33 protein-coding genes, 1 tRNA gene and 1 pseudogene are annotated in these 18843 nt (G+C 50.0%); 11 read left to right on the top strand and 24 right to left on the bottom strand.

Going from position 1 to position 18843, the window contains the following annotated elements; translation table 11 throughout:
• Positions 1-209: 209 nt before the first annotated feature.
• The 3 genes from proB (at position 210) to LLF79_RS10940 (ending at position 2765) form a co-directional block, all read left to right on the top strand.
• Positions 210-1313, top strand: coding sequence for a glutamate 5-kinase (gene proB / locus LLF79_RS10950; protein ID WP_021242883.1), 1104 nt, complete (start codon positions 210-212; stop codon positions 1311-1313).
• A gap of 11 nt (positions 1314-1324) precedes the next feature.
• On the top strand, positions 1325-2578 hold the full coding sequence (proA, locus tag LLF79_RS10945; RefSeq protein ID WP_059364037.1) for a glutamate-5-semialdehyde dehydrogenase: 1254 nt from the start codon (positions 1325-1327) through the stop codon (positions 2576-2578).
• Positions 2579-2689: 111 nt separating this feature from the next.
• Positions 2690-2765: transfer RNA gene (locus LLF79_RS10940), tRNA-Thr, on the top strand.
• A 14-nt stretch (positions 2766-2779) separates the two neighbouring features.
• Here the strand turns inward: LLF79_RS10940 and LLF79_RS10935 are convergent.
• The 24 genes from LLF79_RS10935 to LLF79_RS10820 form a co-directional block, all read right to left on the bottom strand.
• The gene (locus tag LLF79_RS10935) at positions 2780-3898 is read right to left on the bottom strand and encodes a site-specific integrase (RefSeq protein WP_227879542.1); all 1119 of its coding nucleotides are present in this window, start codon (positions 3896-3898) and stop codon (positions 2780-2782) included.
• Entirely contained in the window at positions 3820-4170 is a 351-nt protein-coding gene (locus tag LLF79_RS10930; RefSeq protein WP_072049671.1) for a helix-turn-helix domain-containing protein, read from the bottom strand. The genes LLF79_RS10935 and LLF79_RS10930 overlap by 79 nt, the downstream gene beginning before the upstream one ends.
• 151 nt (positions 4171-4321) lie before the next feature.
• A complete protein-coding gene (locus LLF79_RS10925) occupies positions 4322-4486 on the bottom strand; it encodes a hypothetical protein (RefSeq protein WP_227879526.1) in 165 nt (54 codons plus the stop codon).
• Positions 4487-4522: 36 nt separating this feature from the next.
• On the bottom strand, positions 4523-5047 hold the full coding sequence (locus tag LLF79_RS10920; protein WP_227879525.1) for a hypothetical protein: 525 nt from the start codon (positions 5045-5047) through the stop codon (positions 4523-4525).
• 10 nt (positions 5048-5057) lie between these two features.
• On the bottom strand, positions 5058-5258 hold the full coding sequence (locus LLF79_RS10915; protein ID WP_227879524.1) for a hypothetical protein: 201 nt from the start codon (positions 5256-5258) through the stop codon (positions 5058-5060).
• A 146-nt stretch (positions 5259-5404) separates the two neighbouring features.
• The gene (locus tag LLF79_RS10910) at positions 5405-5581 is read right to left on the bottom strand and encodes a hypothetical protein (RefSeq protein ID WP_227879523.1); all 177 of its coding nucleotides are present in this window, start codon (positions 5579-5581) and stop codon (positions 5405-5407) included.
• Entirely contained in the window at positions 5578-5793 is a 216-nt protein-coding gene (locus tag LLF79_RS10905; protein WP_227879522.1) for a hypothetical protein, read from the bottom strand. The genes LLF79_RS10910 and LLF79_RS10905 overlap by 4 nt, the downstream gene beginning before the upstream one ends.
• Positions 5786-6583, bottom strand: a complete 798-nt coding sequence (locus LLF79_RS10900) for a DUF551 domain-containing protein (protein WP_227879521.1) — start codon at positions 6581-6583, stop codon at positions 5786-5788. Before LLF79_RS10900 ends, LLF79_RS10905 begins: the two co-directional genes overlap by 8 nt.
• The gene (locus tag LLF79_RS10895) at positions 6580-6789 is read right to left on the bottom strand and encodes a hypothetical protein (protein ID WP_227879520.1); all 210 of its coding nucleotides are present in this window, start codon (positions 6787-6789) and stop codon (positions 6580-6582) included. Before LLF79_RS10895 ends, LLF79_RS10900 begins: the two co-directional genes overlap by 4 nt.
• Before the next feature lies 1 nt (position 6790).
• The gene (locus LLF79_RS10890; protein WP_227879519.1) at positions 6791-7237 is read right to left on the bottom strand and encodes an ead/Ea22-like family protein; all 447 of its coding nucleotides are present in this window, start codon (positions 7235-7237) and stop codon (positions 6791-6793) included.
• Complete coding sequence (locus LLF79_RS10885) at positions 7234-7497, bottom strand: hypothetical protein (protein ID WP_047720065.1); 264 nt, start codon at positions 7495-7497, stop codon at positions 7234-7236. The genes LLF79_RS10890 and LLF79_RS10885 overlap by 4 nt, the downstream gene beginning before the upstream one ends.
• The gene (locus LLF79_RS10880; RefSeq protein WP_227879541.1) at positions 7494-7907 is read right to left on the bottom strand and encodes a hypothetical protein; all 414 of its coding nucleotides are present in this window, start codon (positions 7905-7907) and stop codon (positions 7494-7496) included. Before LLF79_RS10880 ends, LLF79_RS10885 begins: the two co-directional genes overlap by 4 nt.
• A 56-nt stretch (positions 7908-7963) precedes the next feature.
• Positions 7964-8146, bottom strand: a complete 183-nt coding sequence (locus tag LLF79_RS10875; protein WP_227879518.1) for a DUF2737 family protein — start codon at positions 8144-8146, stop codon at positions 7964-7966.
• Positions 8147-8156: 10 nt separating this feature from the next.
• Positions 8157-8495 carry a hypothetical protein gene (locus LLF79_RS10870; protein WP_227879517.1) on the bottom strand — a complete coding sequence of 113 codons (339 nt, stop codon included), beginning with the start codon at positions 8493-8495 and terminating at the stop codon, positions 8157-8159.
• A 72-nt stretch (positions 8496-8567) separates the two neighbouring features.
• Positions 8568-9017: a single-stranded DNA-binding protein gene (gene ssb / locus LLF79_RS10865; RefSeq protein WP_227879516.1), complete on the bottom strand. Its 450-nt coding sequence runs from the start codon at positions 9015-9017 to the stop codon at positions 8568-8570.
• Positions 9018-9743 (bottom strand): Rad52/Rad22 family DNA repair protein, encoded by a 726-nt coding sequence (locus tag LLF79_RS10860; protein WP_227879515.1) that lies wholly within the window; start codon positions 9741-9743, stop codon positions 9018-9020. It lies immediately after the preceding gene.
• Positions 9744-9750: 7 nt separating this feature from the next.
• Positions 9751-9921: a hypothetical protein gene (locus tag LLF79_RS10855; protein WP_013098078.1), complete on the bottom strand. Its 171-nt coding sequence runs from the start codon at positions 9919-9921 to the stop codon at positions 9751-9753.
• Positions 9922-10122: 201 nt separating this feature from the next.
• Positions 10123-10257, bottom strand: a complete 135-nt coding sequence (locus LLF79_RS10850) for a hypothetical protein (protein ID WP_063855077.1) — start codon at positions 10255-10257, stop codon at positions 10123-10125.
• An 85-nt stretch (positions 10258-10342) separates the two neighbouring features.
• Positions 10343-10597: a hypothetical protein gene (locus LLF79_RS10845; RefSeq protein ID WP_227879514.1), complete on the bottom strand. Its 255-nt coding sequence runs from the start codon at positions 10595-10597 to the stop codon at positions 10343-10345.
• A gap of 140 nt (positions 10598-10737) precedes the next feature.
• Entirely contained in the window at positions 10738-11934 is a 1197-nt protein-coding gene (locus LLF79_RS10840; RefSeq protein WP_227879513.1) for a transposase, read from the bottom strand.
• Positions 11935-11970: 36 nt separating this feature from the next.
• Entirely contained in the window at positions 11971-12180 is a 210-nt protein-coding gene (locus tag LLF79_RS10835; protein ID WP_227879512.1) for a hypothetical protein, read from the bottom strand.
• Between the two features lie 2 nt (positions 12181-12182).
• A complete protein-coding gene (locus tag LLF79_RS10830) occupies positions 12183-12548 on the bottom strand; it encodes an antitermination protein (RefSeq protein ID WP_227879511.1) in 366 nt (121 codons plus the stop codon).
• 470 nt (positions 12549-13018) lie between these two features.
• Entirely contained in the window at positions 13019-13396 is a 378-nt protein-coding gene (locus tag LLF79_RS10825) for a hypothetical protein (RefSeq protein WP_227879510.1), read from the bottom strand.
• A gap of 112 nt (positions 13397-13508) precedes the next feature.
• Entirely contained in the window at positions 13509-14210 is a 702-nt protein-coding gene (locus LLF79_RS10820; RefSeq protein ID WP_227879509.1) for a LexA family transcriptional regulator, read from the bottom strand.
• Between the two features lie 77 nt (positions 14211-14287).
• Here LLF79_RS10820 and LLF79_RS10815 point away from each other — a divergent pair, with 77 nt between their 5' ends.
• From LLF79_RS10815 to LLF79_RS10780, 8 genes and pseudogenes are all read left to right on the top strand, one after another.
• Positions 14288-14503 carry a helix-turn-helix transcriptional regulator gene (locus LLF79_RS10815; protein ID WP_146826589.1) on the top strand — a complete coding sequence of 72 codons (216 nt, stop codon included), beginning with the start codon at positions 14288-14290 and terminating at the stop codon, positions 14501-14503.
• 118 nt (positions 14504-14621) lie between these two features.
• Positions 14622-14900, top strand: a complete 279-nt coding sequence (locus LLF79_RS10810) for a CII family transcriptional regulator (protein WP_227879508.1) — start codon at positions 14622-14624, stop codon at positions 14898-14900.
• A gap of 42 nt (positions 14901-14942) precedes the next feature.
• Complete coding sequence (locus tag LLF79_RS10805) at positions 14943-15101, top strand: hypothetical protein (RefSeq protein ID WP_045408365.1); 159 nt, start codon at positions 14943-14945, stop codon at positions 15099-15101.
• The gene (locus tag LLF79_RS10800; RefSeq protein ID WP_227879507.1) at positions 15088-16254 is read left to right on the top strand and encodes a replication protein; all 1167 of its coding nucleotides are present in this window, start codon (positions 15088-15090) and stop codon (positions 16252-16254) included. Before LLF79_RS10805 ends, LLF79_RS10800 begins: the two co-directional genes overlap by 14 nt.
• Positions 16251-17618, top strand: a complete 1368-nt coding sequence (locus tag LLF79_RS10795; RefSeq protein ID WP_227879506.1) for a replicative DNA helicase — start codon at positions 16251-16253, stop codon at positions 17616-17618. Before LLF79_RS10800 ends, LLF79_RS10795 begins: the two co-directional genes overlap by 4 nt.
• Positions 17619-17628: 10 nt before the next feature.
• Positions 17629-18078 carry a transcriptional regulator gene (locus LLF79_RS10790; RefSeq protein ID WP_227879505.1) on the top strand — a complete coding sequence of 150 codons (450 nt, stop codon included), beginning with the start codon at positions 17629-17631 and terminating at the stop codon, positions 18076-18078.
• Positions 18075-18455 (top strand): hypothetical protein, encoded by a 381-nt coding sequence (locus LLF79_RS10785; protein WP_227879504.1) that lies wholly within the window; start codon positions 18075-18077, stop codon positions 18453-18455. The genes LLF79_RS10790 and LLF79_RS10785 overlap by 4 nt, the downstream gene beginning before the upstream one ends.
• Positions 18437-18841: pseudogene (locus LLF79_RS10780) on the top strand (hypothetical protein); the annotation flags it as partial. The gene LLF79_RS10785 and the pseudogene LLF79_RS10780, both read left to right, overlap by 19 nt.
• Between the last annotated feature and the right edge of the window lie 2 nt (positions 18842-18843).

Raw genomic sequence — 18843 nt, 5'->3', positions numbered from 1 at the left:
GAATGAAACTTTTATGACAAACTAAGAATAATTTTAAAAAACTGTGATTTATTATTTCGGTAATAAAAGTGTCAAATTCTCCCGCTACGCTTCCTGATCCCGCGCAACAAAGTGTTTCGCGATGTGCTAAGGCAGTTGGCAACGGGGCTGACTCCTGCTAAAACGTTCGTTCGACATTACTTTCCCTTATCGTTGAACGGCAGAGAATCATGAGTGACAGCCAGACGCTGGTGGTAAAACTCGGTACCAGTGTGTTAACAGGCGGATCGCGCCGCCTAAATCGCGCCCACATTGTTGAGCTTGTACGTCAGTGCGCTCAGTTACATGCCGCAGGGCATCGTATTGTAATTGTGACCTCCGGGGCGATTGCCGCTGGGCGTGAACACCTGGGTTACCCCGAACTCCCCGCGACGATCGCCTCTAAACAGCTGCTGGCCGCCGTGGGACAAAGCCGACTCATTCAACTCTGGGAACAGCTGTTCTCTATCTATGGCATCCACGTCGGGCAGATGCTGCTGACGCGTGCGGATATGGAAGACAGAGAGCGCTTCCTGAACGCCCGCGATACTCTGCGCGCGCTGCTGGACAACAATATCGTTCCGGTCATTAATGAGAACGATGCCGTTGCTACCGCTGAAATCAAAGTGGGTGATAACGATAACCTCTCTGCGCTGGCCGCCATTCTGGCTGGCGCCGATAAATTACTGCTTCTGACCGATCAGCAGGGGCTGTTCACCGCCGATCCGCGCGCTAACCCGGAAGCCGAGCTGATTACCGACGTTCACGGCATCGACGATGCGCTGCGCGCCATCGCCGGTGACAGCGTGTCCGGCCTCGGAACGGGCGGCATGGGGACCAAGCTGCAGGCCGCCGACGTGGCGTGCCGCGCCGGTATCGACACCATCATTGCCGCGGGCAGCCGCCCTGGCGTGATTGGCGACGTGATGGAAGGCATCTCCGTTGGCACCCGCTTCCACGCCCAGGAATCTCCGCTGGAAAACCGTAAACGCTGGATATTTGGCGCGCCGCCTGCGGGCGAACTCGTCGTTGATGAAGGGGCGACCGCCGCGATTCTGGAACGAGGAAGTTCATTACTTCCTAAAGGAATTAAAAGCGTGACAGGCAACTTCTCCCGTGGTGAAGTGATCCGTATCCGTAACCTCGAAGGTCGCGACATCGCCCACGGCGTAAGCCGCTATAACAGCGATGCCCTGCGCCGCATCGCGGGTCACCATTCGCAGCAGATCGACGCCATTCTGGGCTATGAATATGGCCCGGTTGCCGTGCATCGCGATGACATGATTATTCGTTAAGGAGCCAGAACATGCTGGAACAAATGGGCGTCGCCGCGAAGGCCGCCTCTTACAAACTGGCGCTCCTTTCCAGCCGCGAGAAAAACCGCGTGCTGGAAAAAATCGCTGATTATCTGGAATCTCAGTCCCAGGAGATTTTGCTCGCCAACGAGCAGGATTTACTGGAAGCGCGTCGCAACGGTCTGAGCGAAGCGATGCTCGACCGCCTGGCATTGACCCCGGCCCGCCTGAAAGGCATCGCCGACGATGTTCGTCAGGTCTGCAATCTGGCCGATCCGGTAGGGCAGGTGATTGACGGTGGGCTGCTGGACAGCGGTTTGCGCCTGGAGCGCCGTCGCGTGCCGCTCGGCGTTATCGGCGTTATTTATGAAGCCCGTCCAAACGTGACGGTGGATGTCGCCTCCCTGTGCCTGAAAACCGGCAACGCCGCGATTCTGCGCGGTGGTAAAGAGACCTGGCGCACCAACGCCGCGACGGTGAAAGTCATTCAGCAGGCGCTGGAAGAGTGTGGCTTACCAGCGGGTGCCGTGCAGGCAATTGAGAGCCCGGACCGCGCGCTGGTCAACGAAATGCTGCGCATGGACAAATACATCGACATGCTGATCCCACGCGGCGGCGCGGGCCTGCACAAGCTGTGCCGCGAGCAGTCGACGATCCCGGTGATCACCGGCGGTATTGGCGTGTGTCATATCGTGGTAGACGACAGCGCTGAGATTGCACCGGCGCTGAAGATTATCGTGAACGCGAAGACCCAGCGTCCAAGCACCTGTAACACCGTGGAAACGCTGCTGGTGCATCAGGGCATCGCAAACACCTTCCTGCCAGCCCTGAGCAAGCAGATGGCCGAGAGCGGCGTGACGCTGCATGCTGACGCCAGTGCGCTCGCGCTGCTGCAGGATGGCCCGGCTAACGTCGTTCCCGTCAACGCGGAGCAGTACGACGACGAGTTCCTGTCACTGGATCTGAACGTGAAAATCGTGAGCGATCTTGACGACGCGATTGCGCACATCCGTGAGCATGGCACGCAGCATTCTGACGCCATCCTGACGCGTACGCTGCGCAATGCCGATCGCTTCGTGAACGAAGTGGATTCCTCTGCGGTGTATGTGAATGCCTCCACCCGCTTCACCGACGGCGGCCAGTTCGGCCTCGGCGCTGAGGTGGCGGTCAGCACGCAGAAACTGCACGCCCGCGGTCCGATGGGGCTGGAAGCGCTGACCACGTACAAGTGGATCGGCTTCGGCGACGATACGATTCGTGCGTAAATAATCACGGGTGATGCAAAAATAGCCGTTTGATTCAAAAGGGCATTGACGCATCACCCGGATAGATCTAACCTTTTGCCCCGTGGTTACACTCGTAACCGGCCTCTCAGGGCCGATATAGCTCAGTTGGTAGAGCAGCGCATTCGTAATGCGAAGGTCGTAGGTTCGACTCCTATTATCGGCACCACTCATATCAAGTAGTTACGCGTCATTTGTACCTTCCTTATTTTCACTGTGGGACAGATTTGGGACAGAAGACCCAAAAATCGAGTCAATTTGCCTCGCATGTTCGGTAAGGTGATTAGGTGCCAGATGAGCATAACGGCGAACCATTTCGATGGACTCCCAACCTCCCATTTCCTGCAATACAGAAATAGGTACTCCGGCCTGCACCAACCAGCTAGCCCATGTATGCCTAAGGTCATGAAACCGGAAATCCTCGATTCCAGCCCTTTTTAACGCTGCTCGCCATGCGGTGTTGGCGTCATAGCGCATCTTCCTCACTACAGGTGATTTAGTTCCATCTGGTTTTGTGCTGCTTTCCTTGTAAACGAACACCCACTTGTGATGATTGCCAATTTGCTTTTTCAGCACACGACACGCAGTATCATTCAGCGCCACGCCAATGGCCTGATTCGATTTGCTCTGCTCAGGGTGTATCCATGCCACCTTTCGCTGCATGTCTATCTGCTGCCATTCCAGATTGATGATGTTCGAACGTCTTAAGCCAGTAGAAAGCGCAAACTCTACGACTGACTTAAGCGGCTCCGGACATTCATCAATCAACCTTCTCGCCTCGTGAGGTTCAAGCCATCTGATACGCTTGTTCTTCGGTTGAGGAACTTTGACGATCGGAGCCTTATCCAGCATTTTCCATTCACGTTCTGCCGCCCTGAGAAGCGCCTTAATGAATGAAAGGTGAGTTGCTTTTGTGGCTACTGCTGCAGGCTTTGGTTTGTATTCTGGAGGCCGCTTCCCTTTCTTGCGACATGCCTCTTCCATAAGCTTCCAGTTTTCCTCATGCCGCCGATTTGTCATCTTCTGGATGGCAGAGTAAATCTTCGTTTCTGTAATATCCTTCAACTGCATCCCTGAAAAATGCTGTAGCCAGAATCCGATCCGGCTCTTGTCGTCATCCAGTGACTTCTTGTGCGACTTCTCCTCCAGCCACCTGACACAGGCCTCTTCAAAGGTCATGTCAGGGGTCTCGCCTAATTTGCTCACCCTCCATGCTTCGGCTTTTAGCTTGTCATGAAGCTCCGTGGCCTGCCTTTTGTCCTTTGTCCCAAGAGACTGCTTAAATCTTTTGCCGTCCGGCAATGTGAAGCTGGCGTACCAGGTTTCACCTCTGCGGAATAGTGACATTTCAGTTCCTCTGCTATGCCATCACCCGCGCTCACGCCGACAGTATGCAGCGGAGACTGAAGCGCCGCAATGCAGGCTTGCCGTGTAGTGAGGTATGGTGATTTAGGTTTGGAAGGGTCTTTGCGCGTTGCCTGAAGGCGGCCTGTGCGAATCCAGTTGGTAGCGGTAGGTCTGGATATCTTGAGAAATGCACAGGCCTCATCGAGTGTGAGGCTGTGTGATTCCATGGTTAGTTTCCTACAAGAAAAGCTATAAGGCCTATCCATCCAAAAATTTCTATCACCCCGAAAAACAGTCCTGCCGGGATGAGCTCTTTGTATAAATCACCTTTTAGGTAGAGATATGTCATATGGATGCCAATTATCATTATCTATCCCCTTACGCATACCACTTATCTACTTTTGCGTATTCATCTACTACATCCGCAAAACCCAAAGATTCAAGAAGTTCGCAAATAACAGTGTCTGCGTCTTCATGCGCAACCTCACTATCTCGCCAAGTTTGTAATTCCTTTAGTTTCTCTATAGCTTCTTCACGAGTCATTATCTATCTCCAATAAAAAACCGCCATTGCGGCGGTCTAGTCGATGCGGATGCCAGCTACTTCACCGGCTATTATTTTATCTGCGAGCTCAAGGTAAAGAGGACCAATCCCAACCACTTCGATAGGAGCTGCTCCTGCGGCGATGTGTAGAGCTTTTGCTAAATTCTCGCGCTTCTTATCTGCTTCTGAGCGAATAGGGCGGAATTCGTATCCCTTAATACTAAGAGTGGTCGCAGCCTGGCCGCCAGACCCGGCCGACCACCCGAAGGCAACCCCACCATCAACACCAATGCAACGGAAATGAAACCAATTAGCTTTATCCATGTGCCGATACCTTGCTTCGCACTCACACCCAACCGGAGGCAATCCCTCGCCATCCCATGATACTGATTCAAATTTCCATGCATCTTCCACCACATGATATTCCTCACCATCAGCCATGATTCCTTTCCATGCTGGGGCTAAATAATCACTTGGCTCTTTGGTCAAGACAAAGAATGGCTTAGCCCAATCATTGTATTCACCTACTGGAATAAAACGACCGATAATCTTGTTATCCACATTCATCTCCTTACGCTAATTTCTTATACACGCGAGGCTCATCAACAGTAGCCGCGCGAAGTTCGTGTTCGTGGCGAATATCGAAGTTGCCGTCATCCCACTTACACCAATATTTCGGATGGTCACTATCCGGCTCAATCTGGCTCTCAATCATCCCTCTGATGCCTCCAGACTTAAGCTGCACTAACGCGCCCACAGCAAATTTAGCCATAACAAGCCTTCTGATTGATGTGCGAGTGAAGAGATAGCGCTCAGAGCCATAATTCCGACTATGAGCCAGATAATTGGATTGGCGTGCATGGTGACTCCGGATAAAGAAAAACCCGCGAGGTGCGGGTTTGTTATGCGTCTAATGGGTTAGGCATCTCGCTTCTCCTTCGGCGGAGCATCCAACATGACACGCTCCATCCTTCGGCCACATGCCAGGCGAACCTTGCGAGCAACTTTCTCGATCGTAAGAGCGGGTTTGCCTAGCAATGAGCACAGAATCAGGTTCGGCAGCACTATGGTGATTACGTAGCGGTTGAAGGTCATGGCTTCACCTCCTGCTGCGGTGCTGCTACTGCGATAATCTCACCATGGTAGCCAATTCCTATGCTTATACCGTCCTCAGTTACAGCAACCGGGCACCCAACCAGCCAGTCACTGTGGTCAGTAAGTACGCATTTTTTCTCTTCTCCACTATTAAGCCTCACGATGACGCTGGCTCCAATTTTAATGCTCCTTGGATTTATAGGCTTATGCATCTCTATGCTCTCCTTTCGGTGCTGCTGGCAGTGGCATCCAGTGGGTTACATCATCGCTGTCGATAGAATATTTAACAGCCCACGAATCCCATTTGTTTCCGTTCCACCACATGGATTTAACATCTTCTCCATCGGTTACAAGGACATCTTCCATATCATCAGGCATCCGCTCACTGCAAGCCACCCAACCATCCGGTGCTAACTGTGCTGACTGGAAAGGCTTTCTCTCCTTTACCCAGGTAACCAGCGCCTGAATATGCTTATCACAGGTAGCGGCCAGCATTTCATCTGACTCTGGAGCCGCTATTCCAGCGTTGCTGAGCGCCAAACGCAGACCGTCAGGAATAACCGGAGAGTTGTTGCAGTGCGGTGTATGAGTGATTACTGCGCTCAGGGTTTCGCTAATCTGCTCACGCAGTTGCTGACATCCCTGATATTTAACCGCAGTATCACGCAGGGCGTTCACGAGCTCACGGTAAACATGTGGAGGCAACTTGTAAGCCGTCGTTACAGGTTCTGAACCCTGAAGCATGGCTGCGCGGCAGGCGGTCCAGCCGTGGTCAAACTCAGACGTGGTATTGCCGTCCTCGTCGCGTTTTTCTTCCGGCACTACCGGCGCTGGCGGGGCGGTGTATAGCGGACGCGGGTCTTCTTCAAATGTGTAGCTATGGATTTCAGCGTTCAGCGATGCCAGCGCGATACGGGCCAGCTCACGCTCTTCTGATGCGGTTGGCTCAGGACGGTTGCCGAGGAAAATTTCTTGTGCGCGTTCTCTGGTAATAGTGCTCATGGGTTAGTCCTCGCAACCTTGTGTCCTGGCGCATAGCATCTCTGTCGGTCTTTACTAATTCGCCAGCCAACTTCACGCGCTTGCTGTGAAATATCAGTCATGTTCCGTCCAACGAATTCAGTCTGCGCAGGAGGATAAATTTCGCCTGATTGACAGCCGTCACAGTCGCAGTAAAGGTCCGCGCAGAAGCCCTCGGTAATAGCCATTTCACTCTCCTTTACCGGCTGCGGCTGCGGCTGCAAATTTCTCTTCGGTCTCTGTGAGCCTCTCAAGGCGAATAACCCTGCCATGAATAACCACTGGCACCTGGTCATCAACGAGGTCGCAAGGTACTTTCAGAGCACGTTTCCACTCGCGCATTAGGGCGTTGCGCTGTTCTGCAACAGCAACAATGGCTTCAAGTCGATTGATTCTGTTGTCTTTGGCTTCCAGCTCATCCAGCAGCGCCAGCACGGTGGTGGGGTTTGCTGCCTGAATAAACTCTCGGTTTTCCTTCGCGTCTGGCCCTTCAAAATGCGCGATGATAAATCCGGAGTTAGCCTGGTCGTCGGAACTACAAATAGCCTCCCAGCCATCACCAGACTCTTTAATCCATTTGCCTGAACTGGCTAACTGCGCATTAATACGCAGCGCCTGTTTGTCGATGTTGCTCATTGGGCGGCTCCTTTTACGTCGAACTGTGAACGCCAGCTTTCCCGCGGCTCGTCGATATTTTTCACTCCCATGTCGTCAGCGGCGATATCGATAAGAACCTGCTTCACGAAATCAACGGCTTCACTCTGGCTACCAGCTTCAATCTCAAGACGCTCAGCAAGTTGCTTTGCCAGCACGTCAACACGACCCTGGCGAAGAAAATCTGCAAAACTTACATAACGCGGATTAACGTAACCAACCTTGCAAGTTAATTTGCTCATGACTGCACTCCTTTGCGAAGCTGGTCTGCGAACTCTCCAGCCTTATCTGCGCTCACTCTGTTCTGGTCAGCCCAATCATGGCGAGAGTTCTTGTCAAATATGTCTGCTGAATCCCTCAGCCACTGACCAAACATCTCCACGCCCTGAGCACGCACTTCAGCCAGGAAAGCGTCTGTCGCCGGGGTTGGTTCTTGTGGTGACACAGCAATGCGAATGGTTTCAAGTGCCGGGTCTGTTTCCACTGTCGGAACCTGGATAAAACCCAGCTGTACTCCGTTCATGATGAACGTGCGACGGTCATCACATATCGCCTTCAGCCCCGCATTCTCCGCAGCCAACTTCAAGCATCTGGCTTCAAGTGCGGTGTAGTCTTCATAAGAAACGTATCCCCCATCTTGCTTATCCAGCATTGCTGCATATCGACCTGATGCTGAGTCTTTGTATCCAACGCTATAACGTTTCACGCTCATTTCTTCGCCCTCTGGTTTAACCACGCTGTCAGGTATCGATTGTTGTTGAGACGTTCTGCATTCCCGAATGAGTCACGCTTCAGCATTTCTTCGCGTGGGATATCGTTGATGGGTTTGAAGCGGTGTCCGGCGATGAGCTCTTGAGGTGTTACGAATGGGTCATAGTAATTTCCGATCATGATGAATTCCTCAGCTACTGCGTACAGCGCCAAGGCGACCATAAGTGTCGCGATAGAAGTCGCTGTAGAAGGTTTGTTGTTTCGGTCCAGTGGTTTCCCAACGTGGATGGAATGATGCTGTGAAGTTGTCGTGCCAGAGCTTTGACTCGTACTTCCTTGTGAGTTTTTCTATCCAGTAATCGTCCTGTGCATCCTGAATCTGCTCAGGCGTGCGCTCGTCCTTTGGTAGAGTTCCGTTCTCTTTCTGCTGGTAATAAATCTCCAGACCAGCGCATATCCGGGCAATAACTTCGTCCTTCGATTCCAGTTTTTTAGGCGAACGGAAGTAACCATTTTCATCAGGTGACATGGCTTAATCCTTAAACTGGAGGCGAAGTTATGCCGCCTCCGTGAGGTGAAATAGAATGTTCTTAGGTAAATCCTAGAAGGGGATATCGTCGTCGAAGTCCATTGGAGGTTCGCTAGCCTGCTTAGGCTGTTGCGGCTGGCTATTTTGCTGCTTTGGCTGACTATCCGCTTCGCGCTTGCCACCAAGCATTTGCAATGTTCCACCAACACCAACCAGAACCTCTGTGGTGTACTTTTCAGTACCTGACTGATCTGTCCATTTGCGAGTGCGCAGCTTCCCTTCCAGATACACCTCAGAGCCTTTTCGCAGGTATTCACCGGCAATCTCAGCAAGTTTCCCGCTCAGTACCACACGGTGCCATTCTGTTTGCTCTTTCTGTTCTCCAGTCTGCTTGTCTCGCCACTGTTCCGATGTGGCCACGGTCATGTTGGCAAATGCAGCACCAGAAGGCGCATAGCGCACTTCCGGATCCTGACCTAACCGACCTACAATGATTACCTTGTTGACGCCTCTGCTAGCCATTTATGCCGCCTTTTTAAGTTCACTGATACGAGTATTCATTGCCTGTACGCACTTATCCTGATGCTCAGGATGTCCATTCATTAGCTGCCAGTCTGACTGATAGCGTTCAATCAGCTTTTTCTTCACCGTTTCCGTTAGTGCATATGCGCAAAAGTCAGCCAACACCTTGTCGACATCAATGGTTTCGGCGCTGGTTCCCTCAACGTTTTCGCTGCTTGTATCTGCGGGTAAATGCTGTTCTTGATTTCCTGCCGGCAGAGCCCACGCAGGAAGTTGAGGAGGAGACCAGTAAAAGACACCAAGCTCTTTTGTTTTGGCGTAATTGAAACCTCTTTGTCGTTCCGCTGACACTGTTGCAAACCCTTCAGTAAGGTCGTATAGGTATCTTCCGATACCCCACTGCACAGCTGCACGCTTCATTGCTCCAGATCTACCACCTTTTACCGCTTCAACTTGTGTGTTTTCAGCCGCATCCCATTTGGTGATCCACTCTCCTTCAACCTTAATGGAAATGCCGCACTCAACGCCGCCACCATTAGGGATATCGCGATACTCGTTACGCCATCCTGACTTTCCGCATACCTCATCAAGGCGCTTCATTATTGCCCGGTTGGTTACATAAGCCAGAACCTTAGCCCAGATACCGCTATTGTTTTTTCCGGCCTGCTGGATTCGCCACTCAATATCATTACTTGCAAATGGCGCGTCTAATTTTTCCAAATCCATAAGCACCTCAGAACGGGCATCCGCCCAGGAAATAACGTTGATTAAGCACTTCTAAGCGAGACAGATTGAGATACATACGCATGCGCTCTCTGTCACCCTTGTGACGCCACCACAGAGCCTGTGTCGTTGTCATGCGGCGCTGTAGTTGGCTCTCTTTCACTGTTGTTGTCGGCTGCATGGAAACCTCCTTCGCTGCCAATTAAATCTTGCATGAGACGCACAAAGGCATCTTCTGACCAGGTATCTGCAATGCTCATGATTTGCGGTACCACGGATGATTGATTGCGGTCTTAATGGCTTCATGAGCCTCTTGCCACATGCGACCATCTCCAAGGTAGCGAGCGATGACCGCTTTGCGCTGCTTTAAGCAGACTGTGATTTATAACTGGTGACATAAACCCTCCAGGTGCTTACGGGCAGCACGAATAAGACGGCGAACACGTTTTGATAATTCGGATTCGGATGGGTAATAGGCGGACATGATGCCGCCACCCGATAGCGATAAATGCATCATGGTGGTATTCCTTATGTTGTGTGTGATTGCATAGCGATAGAGACTCGTGAATCTCTGTTGATATGCAGGAATGGAAAAGCCGCACTCAGGCGGCTTCTGATTTATCTTCTTCGTAACGCTCGATAACCTCGTCGCTGTATCCGTTTTCTGTGAGGTAGGCGATGATTTCATCCATTTCCATCTCAGCAAAAGCGGTATCTAAAAGGTGATGGCAAAATTCTTTAATCTCGCCTTTGGTGCTTAAATCGAACTTAATGGTCGTGTTATCTTCTTTAACTGTTACTTCTCTCCATCCACCATTTGATGAATAAGTTGCAACTTTACGAATATCAATTTCCATGCTTTCCTCCAGGCAAAAAGAATGCCGCCCTGACTGCTGGCGGCAAAGACATAACGAGGGATTTTCATCTATCAGACACTATCGAATCGTCTCCGATAGTACGGTGCGGTATTACACCCAATAGGTGACTGCACCCCGCCCTATCTGGCGAGGCTTCCCACTTCGTAGGCCGCAACCGTCTGTATGACGGATTTACGCTGGCCTCCATGGGCAGATTGCACGACGAGTCCCGCCGCACATAATTCCAGTATGCCCTTCTGCCGTATATTGATGGCCGCATTGATATCGCGGTCATGTTCAACTCCGCATTCTGGACATTGCCAGATGCGCTTATTGAGCGGCATTGCAGGCATTTTGTGACCGCAACAGTGACAGGTTTTCGAACTGGCGAACCATTGATCCAGCTTTACCACATGAACACCTTTTTCTGCTGCTTTGTATTCCAGTTTTGAGATAAATCCACTCCATCCTGCATCGCCTATCGCTCGTGCCAAATGGTGGTTCTTCATCATATTTGCTGATTTCAGCGTCTCTACAATTACCGCTTGGTTTTCGTCAACAATTGCGCGAGAGAGTTTGTGCTGGAAATCAGCGCGGGCATTGGCTACCCGCTCGTGTACACCAGCAAGCTGCATGCGTGATTTACGGCGATTTGCACTCGCTTTTTTCTTGCGTGACAAGGCTTTCTGTTTGCGCCGTAAATTCCTGCTGGCGTTGATAAGGTGGCGTGGGTTAGCAACTTTATCACCATCAGATTTTATTGCGTAGTGGGATAACCCCATGTCCAGACCGGTGACTTTGCTTACCAGTATGGGCTTCGCTGGCTTTTCGATTCCATCATCACAGAGTAGCGCTGCGTAATATTTTCCCGTTGCGCTGCGGGTTATTGTGATGCTTTTTAACGCGCCAGTAATTTCACGATGCAATCGTGCTTCTATCGCCGGGATTTTCGGGATTTTGACCGCACCATCCAGCACCTTTACTCCAACACAGTGATAGCTCGATTGTTTGCCGTGTTTGCGCTTAAACGCCGGGAAACGCGCTTTTAGCTTTGGATTGAAGAAGTTGGAAAAGGCAACATCGAGATTGATCACCGCCTGTTGCAAAGCAATAGCATCATATTCCTTTAGCCATGCGTATTTACGTGATTTTTTCGCTGCAGCCAGAAGCGGTTTAATGTCTTTACGCGGGTTTAAACTTACGCCGTGTCGTTGATAAGCGTGCTTCTTGATATGCAGAGCTTTGTTGTACGCAAAACGCACCGCACCGAACTGAGCGTTCAGATATTCAGCCTGTTCAGGCGTCGGATATATGCGTACTTTCGTGGCTCTTAACATATTCACCTCCGTGGCTTGCTGCCAAAAGAAGGCCGACTATGCGGCCGTTGTTTTACGTCGTGAATCCTGCCATGACAATGCGTCGTCCAGGGCTGTATCACCATCAAAAACGATATTCTTCGGGTCATTCTTAGCTATGACCTTTGGGCGCTTTTCATCCTTTGCGTGAAAAATCCAACTTGATTCACTTTCGCTAATTATCTTTCCAGCAATAAGCCACCCATTTGATTTTGCATTAATTGCCACGCTTACCTCGCTGTAACCTGTTTAGAATTACGATGACCAGCTGCGAAAAGCGCAACTTCTGGCAAGCAGACTGCGCCGCTCACATCCTGCTTACGTCCGAACTCATTCGCATACACAATTGCTGCACGCTCAAGGTTGCGTTTGTATTCCTCAAGCTGCCAGAACGCGTCCTGCACCATGAATTTGATCGGCTTAGCGTCTTCGATGCGCTTAGGCGTTTCGTGTGTTCCTTTAGCCTGAATCTGTGCACGGCTGAGAGTAGGGCGGTGCATTACTTCTGAGCTTGCCGTAATCTCATTCTGGAGCGCTGCACGGCGCTCACGACGACGACCTGATGCTGATCCATTGAAAGCTGTTCTGCGTGTCATAGTGACCTCCTGATGAACTTTGGTGATGTGGTGGCTGGAGTCGAACCAGCTTCCATCGGTGCGCTGCCGATTGAGTTACGCGCGCCTTGTGGCTACTTATCTAGAATCTTCACCGCAAAACTATTCCCTAGCTCGCCGTTAAGCTTCACCACATCCCAAAGTTCACTTTGGTTGTTAGGCTTTTCAGCCTCGTAGATTCATCTCTGAATCGTTGTATGCTCACCGTCCTGGTGAGTAGTGCTCCGTGTTGATGGCTTAATAGTACGATGTGTATTTATGGTTAGTCAATACAATGTGTATAAAATAATTTGGATCTAATGCATCGTTTTGTATTTAAATGGAATTTAATCTGGCATGACCAACAATCTCATTGAAGAGATGTAAAAAGTGACTTAGGGAATGGCGAGAGGGAAATGGAAATGCAACTGAAGATTTGCAGGGGTAAAGAAAAACCCGGCTCGGTGGCCGGGTTATCTTAACTTAAGAAGTTTGCATATTTTTGATGAAGCAGCTGCTAACTCTTTATTCCTTGCAGCGTCAGGTTTTGCGTTCCTGAGTTTCACTATCAGTGCCACCAGATCTCGGAATTCCTTTTTCTCAGAAACGGTCATTCTTCTTTGGATTCTGACGAACTCATCAATAGGAATGGTGGTGGTGCTATATGTACTGTTATCTTCAGCTTCTTTATGTACTTGCTCATAGTGGGCTAAAAGTGCTTCTGCTATGGCGTTCCACTCCTTACGCCTCTCACCCATTACGGCATACCTGTAGCTCAAGTAACCGCTTGCAGGAACTGCAACGAATGATACTATTATTGCAATAGCTGAAAGAATCCTATCAATGGTCATGAGGCTCCATATGAACGAAGTCAGTCTTATAACTTGGATCGCCCTTGCTGTATCTTGCTCAAGCTTGGCAATCATTCTTGTGCAAATTTGGTTGTTAAGAGAGCGTTATTAGTTACCCAAACGTCTCGTCAGGCCACTGTGACTTGACTACCTTGCCGATGATACGGCATGTCTCATTGCAGGGAATGCTCTGATACCTTGGGTTTGGGTTCAAAGGCTCCAGCCATGGTTGACCATCTTCTTTTGTGAACTTTTTAAACGTTACTTCAGTGTCACCGAAGACACTGGCAACGCAAAAATCACCGGGTTCTACATCCTCAGCAGGGTCAACCAAAATCAGCATTCCCTCTGGAAAACTTGGCTTCATTCCTTGAGGTGCGGTCATGGAGTGGCCTGATACCTCTAGCCAGAATGCCTCATTACTGGCCTTCTTGGTTGTTGAAACCCATTCTTGTGCATCTCTTTCCGTATACGTGCCTACATCTGCAAACTGGCCAGCCTGCACGGTAGTGAAAAGAGGGTACTCATACTGCCTTTTAATTGGTTTTTCTGAGGGTTTATCACCAATCGTGAACGTGCCATCAGAGTTGAATTTCACATCGTAAATACCCAAAAACTCGAAAATTGAACCTATTTCCTGCAGGGATGGGTTCCGCATTCCTCTCAGCCAATGGCCTACCCCTCCCTGAGTTTTACCTAAAGCCTCAGCGAGATCTTCTTGGGTCACACCAAGCTCTTTCATTCTGGCTTTAGCCAGTTCATTCCAAGTAGTTTTCATAAGCCAATTATTACGCAGCGTATTGTTTGCATCCATGCACAATGCGTATTTTTTAACTTGCGGTTTAAAAGTACGATGTGTATTATTGATTATGAACACAGCATGGAGCCTATATGAGCAATTTAAAAATGTACCGGGAGAAGGTTCAAATCTCCCAAGCAGCTCTGGCCGAGATTATAGGGTGTACTCAAGGTGCCATCGGTCACTGGGAAACGGGTCGTCGCTACCCTGACCTGAAAACATGCCGCCACCTGGTTAAGACGCTTAACAAGCTCGGTGCGAAAGTAAAATTAGATGACGTGTTCCCTCCGGAACGCTCAGCAGCATAAGCCTCACCACTACAACGGACATTCGTCCTACGTCGCTGAAAAGCGAGTCACTAAATTCAAACAGGCTTTGCGTGTGTTTGCGAAGCCAAATCTATCTAATTTCTAAGGAATATATTGCATGAATGGAATTGCAACTCAAAGCAAGAAGGCGGCTCGTATCGAATCGACCTTGCTTAACAAGCTGGCTTTGATGGGTCAGAAGACATTCGCTAAAGCCATGGGCATTCCCGAATACCAGGTAAGCCGGTGGAAGAACGGCTTCTTCTCTCAGGTGAGCATGATGCTGGCGGTTCTGGAATACGGAATCGAAGACGATGAAATGGCTGAACTGACAAAGCGGCTGGCTAGTTACCTTGCAAAAGAAAAAGCCCCAAACGCGGTAACGTTTGAGGCCTGATCACACTGTGTTACGCCAACACATCTAACAGGAGATATTTTAATGCGAAAGCGTAAAAAGTACCAGGAAAAAGAAGAGATTCGACACCCTGATTCACCTGAAGGATTAGTGAATACAGCAGCCAATAACCGGGCGTTCGCAGAGCGTCTTATTGGCGTTTACAGACTAGCCAAAGCAGGAGTGAAGAATGGGCGTCGTTAAGTTATTACGAACGGAAGAGATGTCTTCCAGGGGCTCTCACTTGGACAACAGAAAGCAAGGTCACTTTGCCATGTTCAGGAGCGCCCTCAATGCTCCATGGTCGAAAGATACGGCCAAGCTTGCATTGTGGGTCCGCCTGCTTGGTGAAGCTCGTTACAAGCCTGGCATTAACGAATTTGCAGGAAGAGAGTGGAAGCTGGAAGCCGGTCAACTGGTAACAACCACTACGGTTCTGGCAAGAAAACTTCGCGATCAGGATGGGAAGGAAAAGAGCCCGAAAGCTGTTGAGAGAATGCTCAACTTCTTCTGCAAGGAAAACATGATCACCAAGGAAGGAAACCCTTTTGGATTAGTAATTTCCATCACAAATTACTGCGAATATCAGGGCATTTCAGGCGTCGAACCTTCCGTCGTGCCATCCGTCGAACCAAAATCCAGCAATGGCGCGGCTTTGAAGCTTGTAGCCGTCGAGGGGGTCGTCGAACCATCCGTCGAACAGAACAAGAAGGTACTTAACAAGAATAATAAAACCCCCCTTACTCCCCCAGAGGGGGTGGAGGCTCTCGCTCTTGATTGTCTGGATTATTACAACAGTCTGGCAGGGGCAAGATGCTCATCGCCTGAAGCTTTCGTGAAAGTCCTTAGCACTGTGAAAGCCAAAGGGGTTTGTTACTCAGTTGATGATCTCAAGCTGGTAATCAAATGGGCTGTTACCTGTTGGGATGCGAGAAAGACCCCACCGAAGCCGAATAACATCTGCCGAATGACTCGATTCGATGGCTACCTGTCAGACGCTCTGGTTTGGGCTGATGGACAGGGAAGTAATCCCGAAGCCTGTCCTCATGCAGAAATTATCGCCCTGTGGAACGAGAAATTCCCCGCTAAGGCTGTATCACCTCACGAATGGAATCGTCGCCGTCCTGCGCATCGCGATCTGGAAGCGGTGTGGAACGGTAAAACGTCACAAGGTAACTGGCGTGAGCTGCGGCACATGGGAATGGCATTCGACCTGATAGGAAAGTCATCGCTGTTCACCACAAAAGGCGATCAGCCATGGTTAACACTGGACTGGATACTTAACCCGAAAAACTGGGGCTCGGTGTACGAGCAGGCCATCAACGAGCACAAGCAGCGTAAAGGAGTCACTGCATGAGCAGGTTTGTAGATTCATACATCGAGCGCAACGTTCTGGGCTCAATCATGCTGGGAAGGGATGAATTCGCAGATGCAGCTCAGGACGCCATTGAAAATCTGAGCGAAAGCGATTTCACCGTGTATGCGCACAAGGTGGTACTAAGCACGCTGAAAAAGCTCAACTCAATCGGATCTCCAGTTGACCTGCTGACTGTCACCTCAGACATTGAAGCCCGCGGAGAGCTCGACAAGGTTGGCGGTTTTGCATACCTGGCGGAAACGACGAAAGACATTCCATCGCTTCGCAACCTGCCTGTGTACGTTCAGAAGCTCAAAGAGTTTACATCAGGTCGCATGATGATTCAGATGCTGCAGGAAGGGATTCAGAAGCTTTCTGAGCCTACTACCGACAGCGTGCAGGAAATCATTGGAAATATCCAGACCAGCATTGGAGCGATTGAGGCATTCAGCGAATCAGGAACGCGCCACATACTCGATGGAATTGAGATCGCAATTGACGAAGTTGAGTCAATCATCAATGGCGACATCTGGAAGCACCGGACTGAGCTTGGGCTAACAGACATCGACAAAGCGTTTGGTGGTTTCAATAACACGGATTTCATCGTTGTAGGCGGTCGTCCTGGCACTGGTAAGACAATGTTCAGTACCACAGTTACAGAGACGGTAGCACTGAAAAGCAAGAAGCCTGTGATGTTCTTCAGCCTTGAAATGCCTATCGAGCAGATTTCTCAGCGCATCGCGTTCCACCGCGCCGGTGTCAGCAAAGAGGGGTTGCTTGGCACGAATGGCAAGAATCAGGATGCCGAATGGGCAAAAGTTGGAAAGTGCCTGGAAGAGTTCGGAACCGCACCAATCCACATCAACGACAAAACGTCACTGAGCATTCACCAGTTACGAGCTGAAGCTCGCAGGATGCACAAAAAGCTCGGTGGCCTGGGCGTTATCGTCGTCGACTACCTGCAGAAGATGAAGATGACCAATCCGGAAAACATGAACCAGTCAGTTGGTGAGATTGCTACCGGCCTGAAAAACCTCGCAAAGGAATTGCGCTGCCCGGTTATCGCATTGTCTCAGCTGAGCCGTAAGTGTGAAGAACGCGCCAACAAGCGACCGCTTAACTCAGACCTGCGAGAGTCCGGTGTTATCGAGCAGGAGGCCGACGTTATTTTCATGGTCTACCGAGATGAGAAATACAACCCGCAAACAGAGCTTAAAGGCGTAACCGAAATCATCTGCACCAAATCACGACATGCCCCAGGTGCAGAGAAAACCTACTACTTCAGCAACAAACACTCAGGCCTTGATCCATACGCATTCGTGCAGAACGAGCTGCGCAGCTATCAGGACGAATACGAGTGTTAGGAGATAATCCATGAACACACGAGACAAAATACTCAACCACCTTGAAACAAACATTCCCACCTCAGCACCACAATTCGCAAAACTCCTCGGATGCCAGAAATCACATATCAACCTGCTACTGCGTGACCTTATCGCAGACGGTCAGATTGATGTTGATCGCATCAGTAAGAGCATTAAGTACTATCGGCTGGCATCTCTGCATCATGAGCGCACAGAAGCTGTTCTGCGCTATTTGGATGAGCACGAAACAGGAATGGCAGTTGAGATATCAACCGCAACAGGAATCGACAAGCGCCTCGTTACGAAGATGCTTAAGCGCCTTCATGAAAACGGTGAGCTTCATCGCGACTGGTGCCACAAGAACGCATGGGTATACAGCAAGAAGCCGGTGTTTAACTTTGGCGCAGCTAACCCGTTAACTGCATTTATCAACCAGAGATTAAAGGAAGTAAGAGCATGACCTACCAATACGAAAATCTTTGCGATAAAGGGTTCGTAAGAATTCCAGTAAGCAGATCCAAGCACAACAAAATGCTTCCTAATCGGAAGCAGCGCTTTGGGGCAAAGATTGAATATTACTTTCACCCTGAAACGCAAATATTCGAGGCTCAGTATTTCTGTTCTGCATGGATGAAGGTCTTAATCATCGTGTTCATGTTTATCCCTGCCGTTGTTATGCAGGGCGTTCCAGAAACAATCCGCGATATTGGAGATTTAATTCACGAGCGGAAAAGAGGGAAATTCTCAGCTGACAGATGGTTTCTTAAACATGACAAAACAACCGATGGTGAGCTTGAGGCTCATATCAACCAGAGATTGAGAGAGGTGAGGGCGTGAAACCAACATACGAAGAGTTAGAAGCAAAGCTTTCAGCAGCCGAAAACAACGAGCTTGATGCTAGATGTCACAACGCAGAGCTGAAGGATGAAAACGAGTACATCCGTAATCGGTTCAAAGAACTCGATCGCATGTTCGGCAAGAATCTTCTCGTTATGCAGGCTGCGATTATCGACTGGCGCGTGACTGGTGATGCGAAGGAAGGCATGGAGTGGATTTACAACACGCTGCTTGGACCAGGTGAGTTACCAAGCGAAGACGAAAAGGACGCGCAGGCATATTTTGACCGAGAATATGCGCCAATCGATGCAGAGCTTATGGAGCTTCATAAATGGTTTTATGAACGCTACAAGAAGTCTCAGGTCGCTAACACCCCAGCACGCTGATG

It is taken from the genome of Enterobacter cloacae complex sp. 2021EL-01169 (assembly GCF_020733125.1).
Taxonomy (GTDB): Bacteria; Pseudomonadota; Gammaproteobacteria; order Enterobacterales; family Enterobacteriaceae; genus Enterobacter; species Enterobacter roggenkampii.
This window is presented reverse-complemented; position numbering and strand designations above follow the sequence as displayed.

Bases quoted from the DNA above. Each gene is read 5' to 3' on its own strand.
- proB (WP_021242883.1), top strand. From the start codon at position 210: ATGAGTGACAGCCAGACGCTGGTGGTAAAACTCGGTACCAGTGTGTTA.
- proA (WP_059364037.1), top strand. From the start codon at position 1,325: ATGCTGGAACAAATGGGCGTCGCCGCGAAGGCCGCCTCTTACAAACTG.
- LLF79_RS10930 (WP_072049671.1), bottom strand. From the start codon at position 4,170: ATGGAATCACACAGCCTCACACTCGATGAGGCCTGTGCATTTCTCAAG.
- LLF79_RS10925 (WP_227879526.1), bottom strand. From the start codon at position 4,486: ATGACTCGTGAAGAAGCTATAGAGAAACTAAAGGAATTACAAACTTGG.
- LLF79_RS10915 (WP_227879524.1), bottom strand. From the start codon at position 5,258: ATGGCTAAATTTGCTGTGGGCGCGTTAGTGCAGCTTAAGTCTGGAGGC.
- LLF79_RS10910 (WP_227879523.1), bottom strand. From the start codon at position 5,581: ATGACCTTCAACCGCTACGTAATCACCATAGTGCTGCCGAACCTGATT.
- LLF79_RS10905 (WP_227879522.1), bottom strand. From the start codon at position 5,793: ATGCATAAGCCTATAAATCCAAGGAGCATTAAAATTGGAGCCAGCGTC.
- LLF79_RS10900 (WP_227879521.1), bottom strand. From the start codon at position 6,583: ATGAGCACTATTACCAGAGAACGCGCACAAGAAATTTTCCTCGGCAAC.
- LLF79_RS10895 (WP_227879520.1), bottom strand. From the start codon at position 6,789: ATGGCTATTACCGAGGGCTTCTGCGCGGACCTTTACTGCGACTGTGAC.
- LLF79_RS10890 (WP_227879519.1), bottom strand. From the start codon at position 7,237: ATGAGCAACATCGACAAACAGGCGCTGCGTATTAATGCGCAGTTAGCC.
- LLF79_RS10885 (WP_047720065.1), bottom strand. From the start codon at position 7,497: ATGAGCAAATTAACTTGCAAGGTTGGTTACGTTAATCCGCGTTATGTA.
- LLF79_RS10880 (WP_227879541.1), bottom strand. From the start codon at position 7,907: ATGCTGGATAAGCAAGATGGGGGATACGTTTCTTATGAAGACTACACC.
- LLF79_RS10875 (WP_227879518.1), bottom strand. From the start codon at position 8,146: ATGATCGGAAATTACTATGACCCATTCGTAACACCTCAAGAGCTCATC.
- LLF79_RS10870 (WP_227879517.1), bottom strand. From the start codon at position 8,495: ATGTCACCTGATGAAAATGGTTACTTCCGTTCGCCTAAAAAACTGGAA.
- ssb (WP_227879516.1), bottom strand. From the start codon at position 9,017: ATGGCTAGCAGAGGCGTCAACAAGGTAATCATTGTAGGTCGGTTAGGT.
- LLF79_RS10860 (WP_227879515.1), bottom strand. From the start codon at position 9,743: ATGGATTTGGAAAAATTAGACGCGCCATTTGCAAGTAATGATATTGAG.
- LLF79_RS10855 (WP_013098078.1), bottom strand. From the start codon at position 9,921: ATGCAGCCGACAACAACAGTGAAAGAGAGCCAACTACAGCGCCGCATG.
- LLF79_RS10850 (WP_063855077.1), bottom strand. From the start codon at position 10,257: ATGATGCATTTATCGCTATCGGGTGGCGGCATCATGTCCGCCTATTAC.
- LLF79_RS10845 (WP_227879514.1), bottom strand. From the start codon at position 10,597: ATGGAAATTGATATTCGTAAAGTTGCAACTTATTCATCAAATGGTGGA.
- LLF79_RS10840 (WP_227879513.1), bottom strand. From the start codon at position 11,934: ATGTTAAGAGCCACGAAAGTACGCATATATCCGACGCCTGAACAGGCT.
- LLF79_RS10830 (WP_227879511.1), bottom strand. From the start codon at position 12,548: ATGACACGCAGAACAGCTTTCAATGGATCAGCATCAGGTCGTCGTCGT.
- LLF79_RS10825 (WP_227879510.1), bottom strand. From the start codon at position 13,396: ATGACCATTGATAGGATTCTTTCAGCTATTGCAATAATAGTATCATTC.
- LLF79_RS10820 (WP_227879509.1), bottom strand. From the start codon at position 14,210: ATGGATGCAAACAATACGCTGCGTAATAATTGGCTTATGAAAACTACT.
- LLF79_RS10815 (WP_146826589.1), top strand. From the start codon at position 14,288: ATGAGCAATTTAAAAATGTACCGGGAGAAGGTTCAAATCTCCCAAGCA.
- LLF79_RS10810 (WP_227879508.1), top strand. From the start codon at position 14,622: ATGAATGGAATTGCAACTCAAAGCAAGAAGGCGGCTCGTATCGAATCG.
- LLF79_RS10805 (WP_045408365.1), top strand. From the start codon at position 14,943: ATGCGAAAGCGTAAAAAGTACCAGGAAAAAGAAGAGATTCGACACCCT.
- LLF79_RS10800 (WP_227879507.1), top strand. From the start codon at position 15,088: ATGGGCGTCGTTAAGTTATTACGAACGGAAGAGATGTCTTCCAGGGGC.
- LLF79_RS10795 (WP_227879506.1), top strand. From the start codon at position 16,251: ATGAGCAGGTTTGTAGATTCATACATCGAGCGCAACGTTCTGGGCTCA.
- LLF79_RS10790 (WP_227879505.1), top strand. From the start codon at position 17,629: ATGAACACACGAGACAAAATACTCAACCACCTTGAAACAAACATTCCC.
- LLF79_RS10785 (WP_227879504.1), top strand. From the start codon at position 18,075: ATGACCTACCAATACGAAAATCTTTGCGATAAAGGGTTCGTAAGAATT.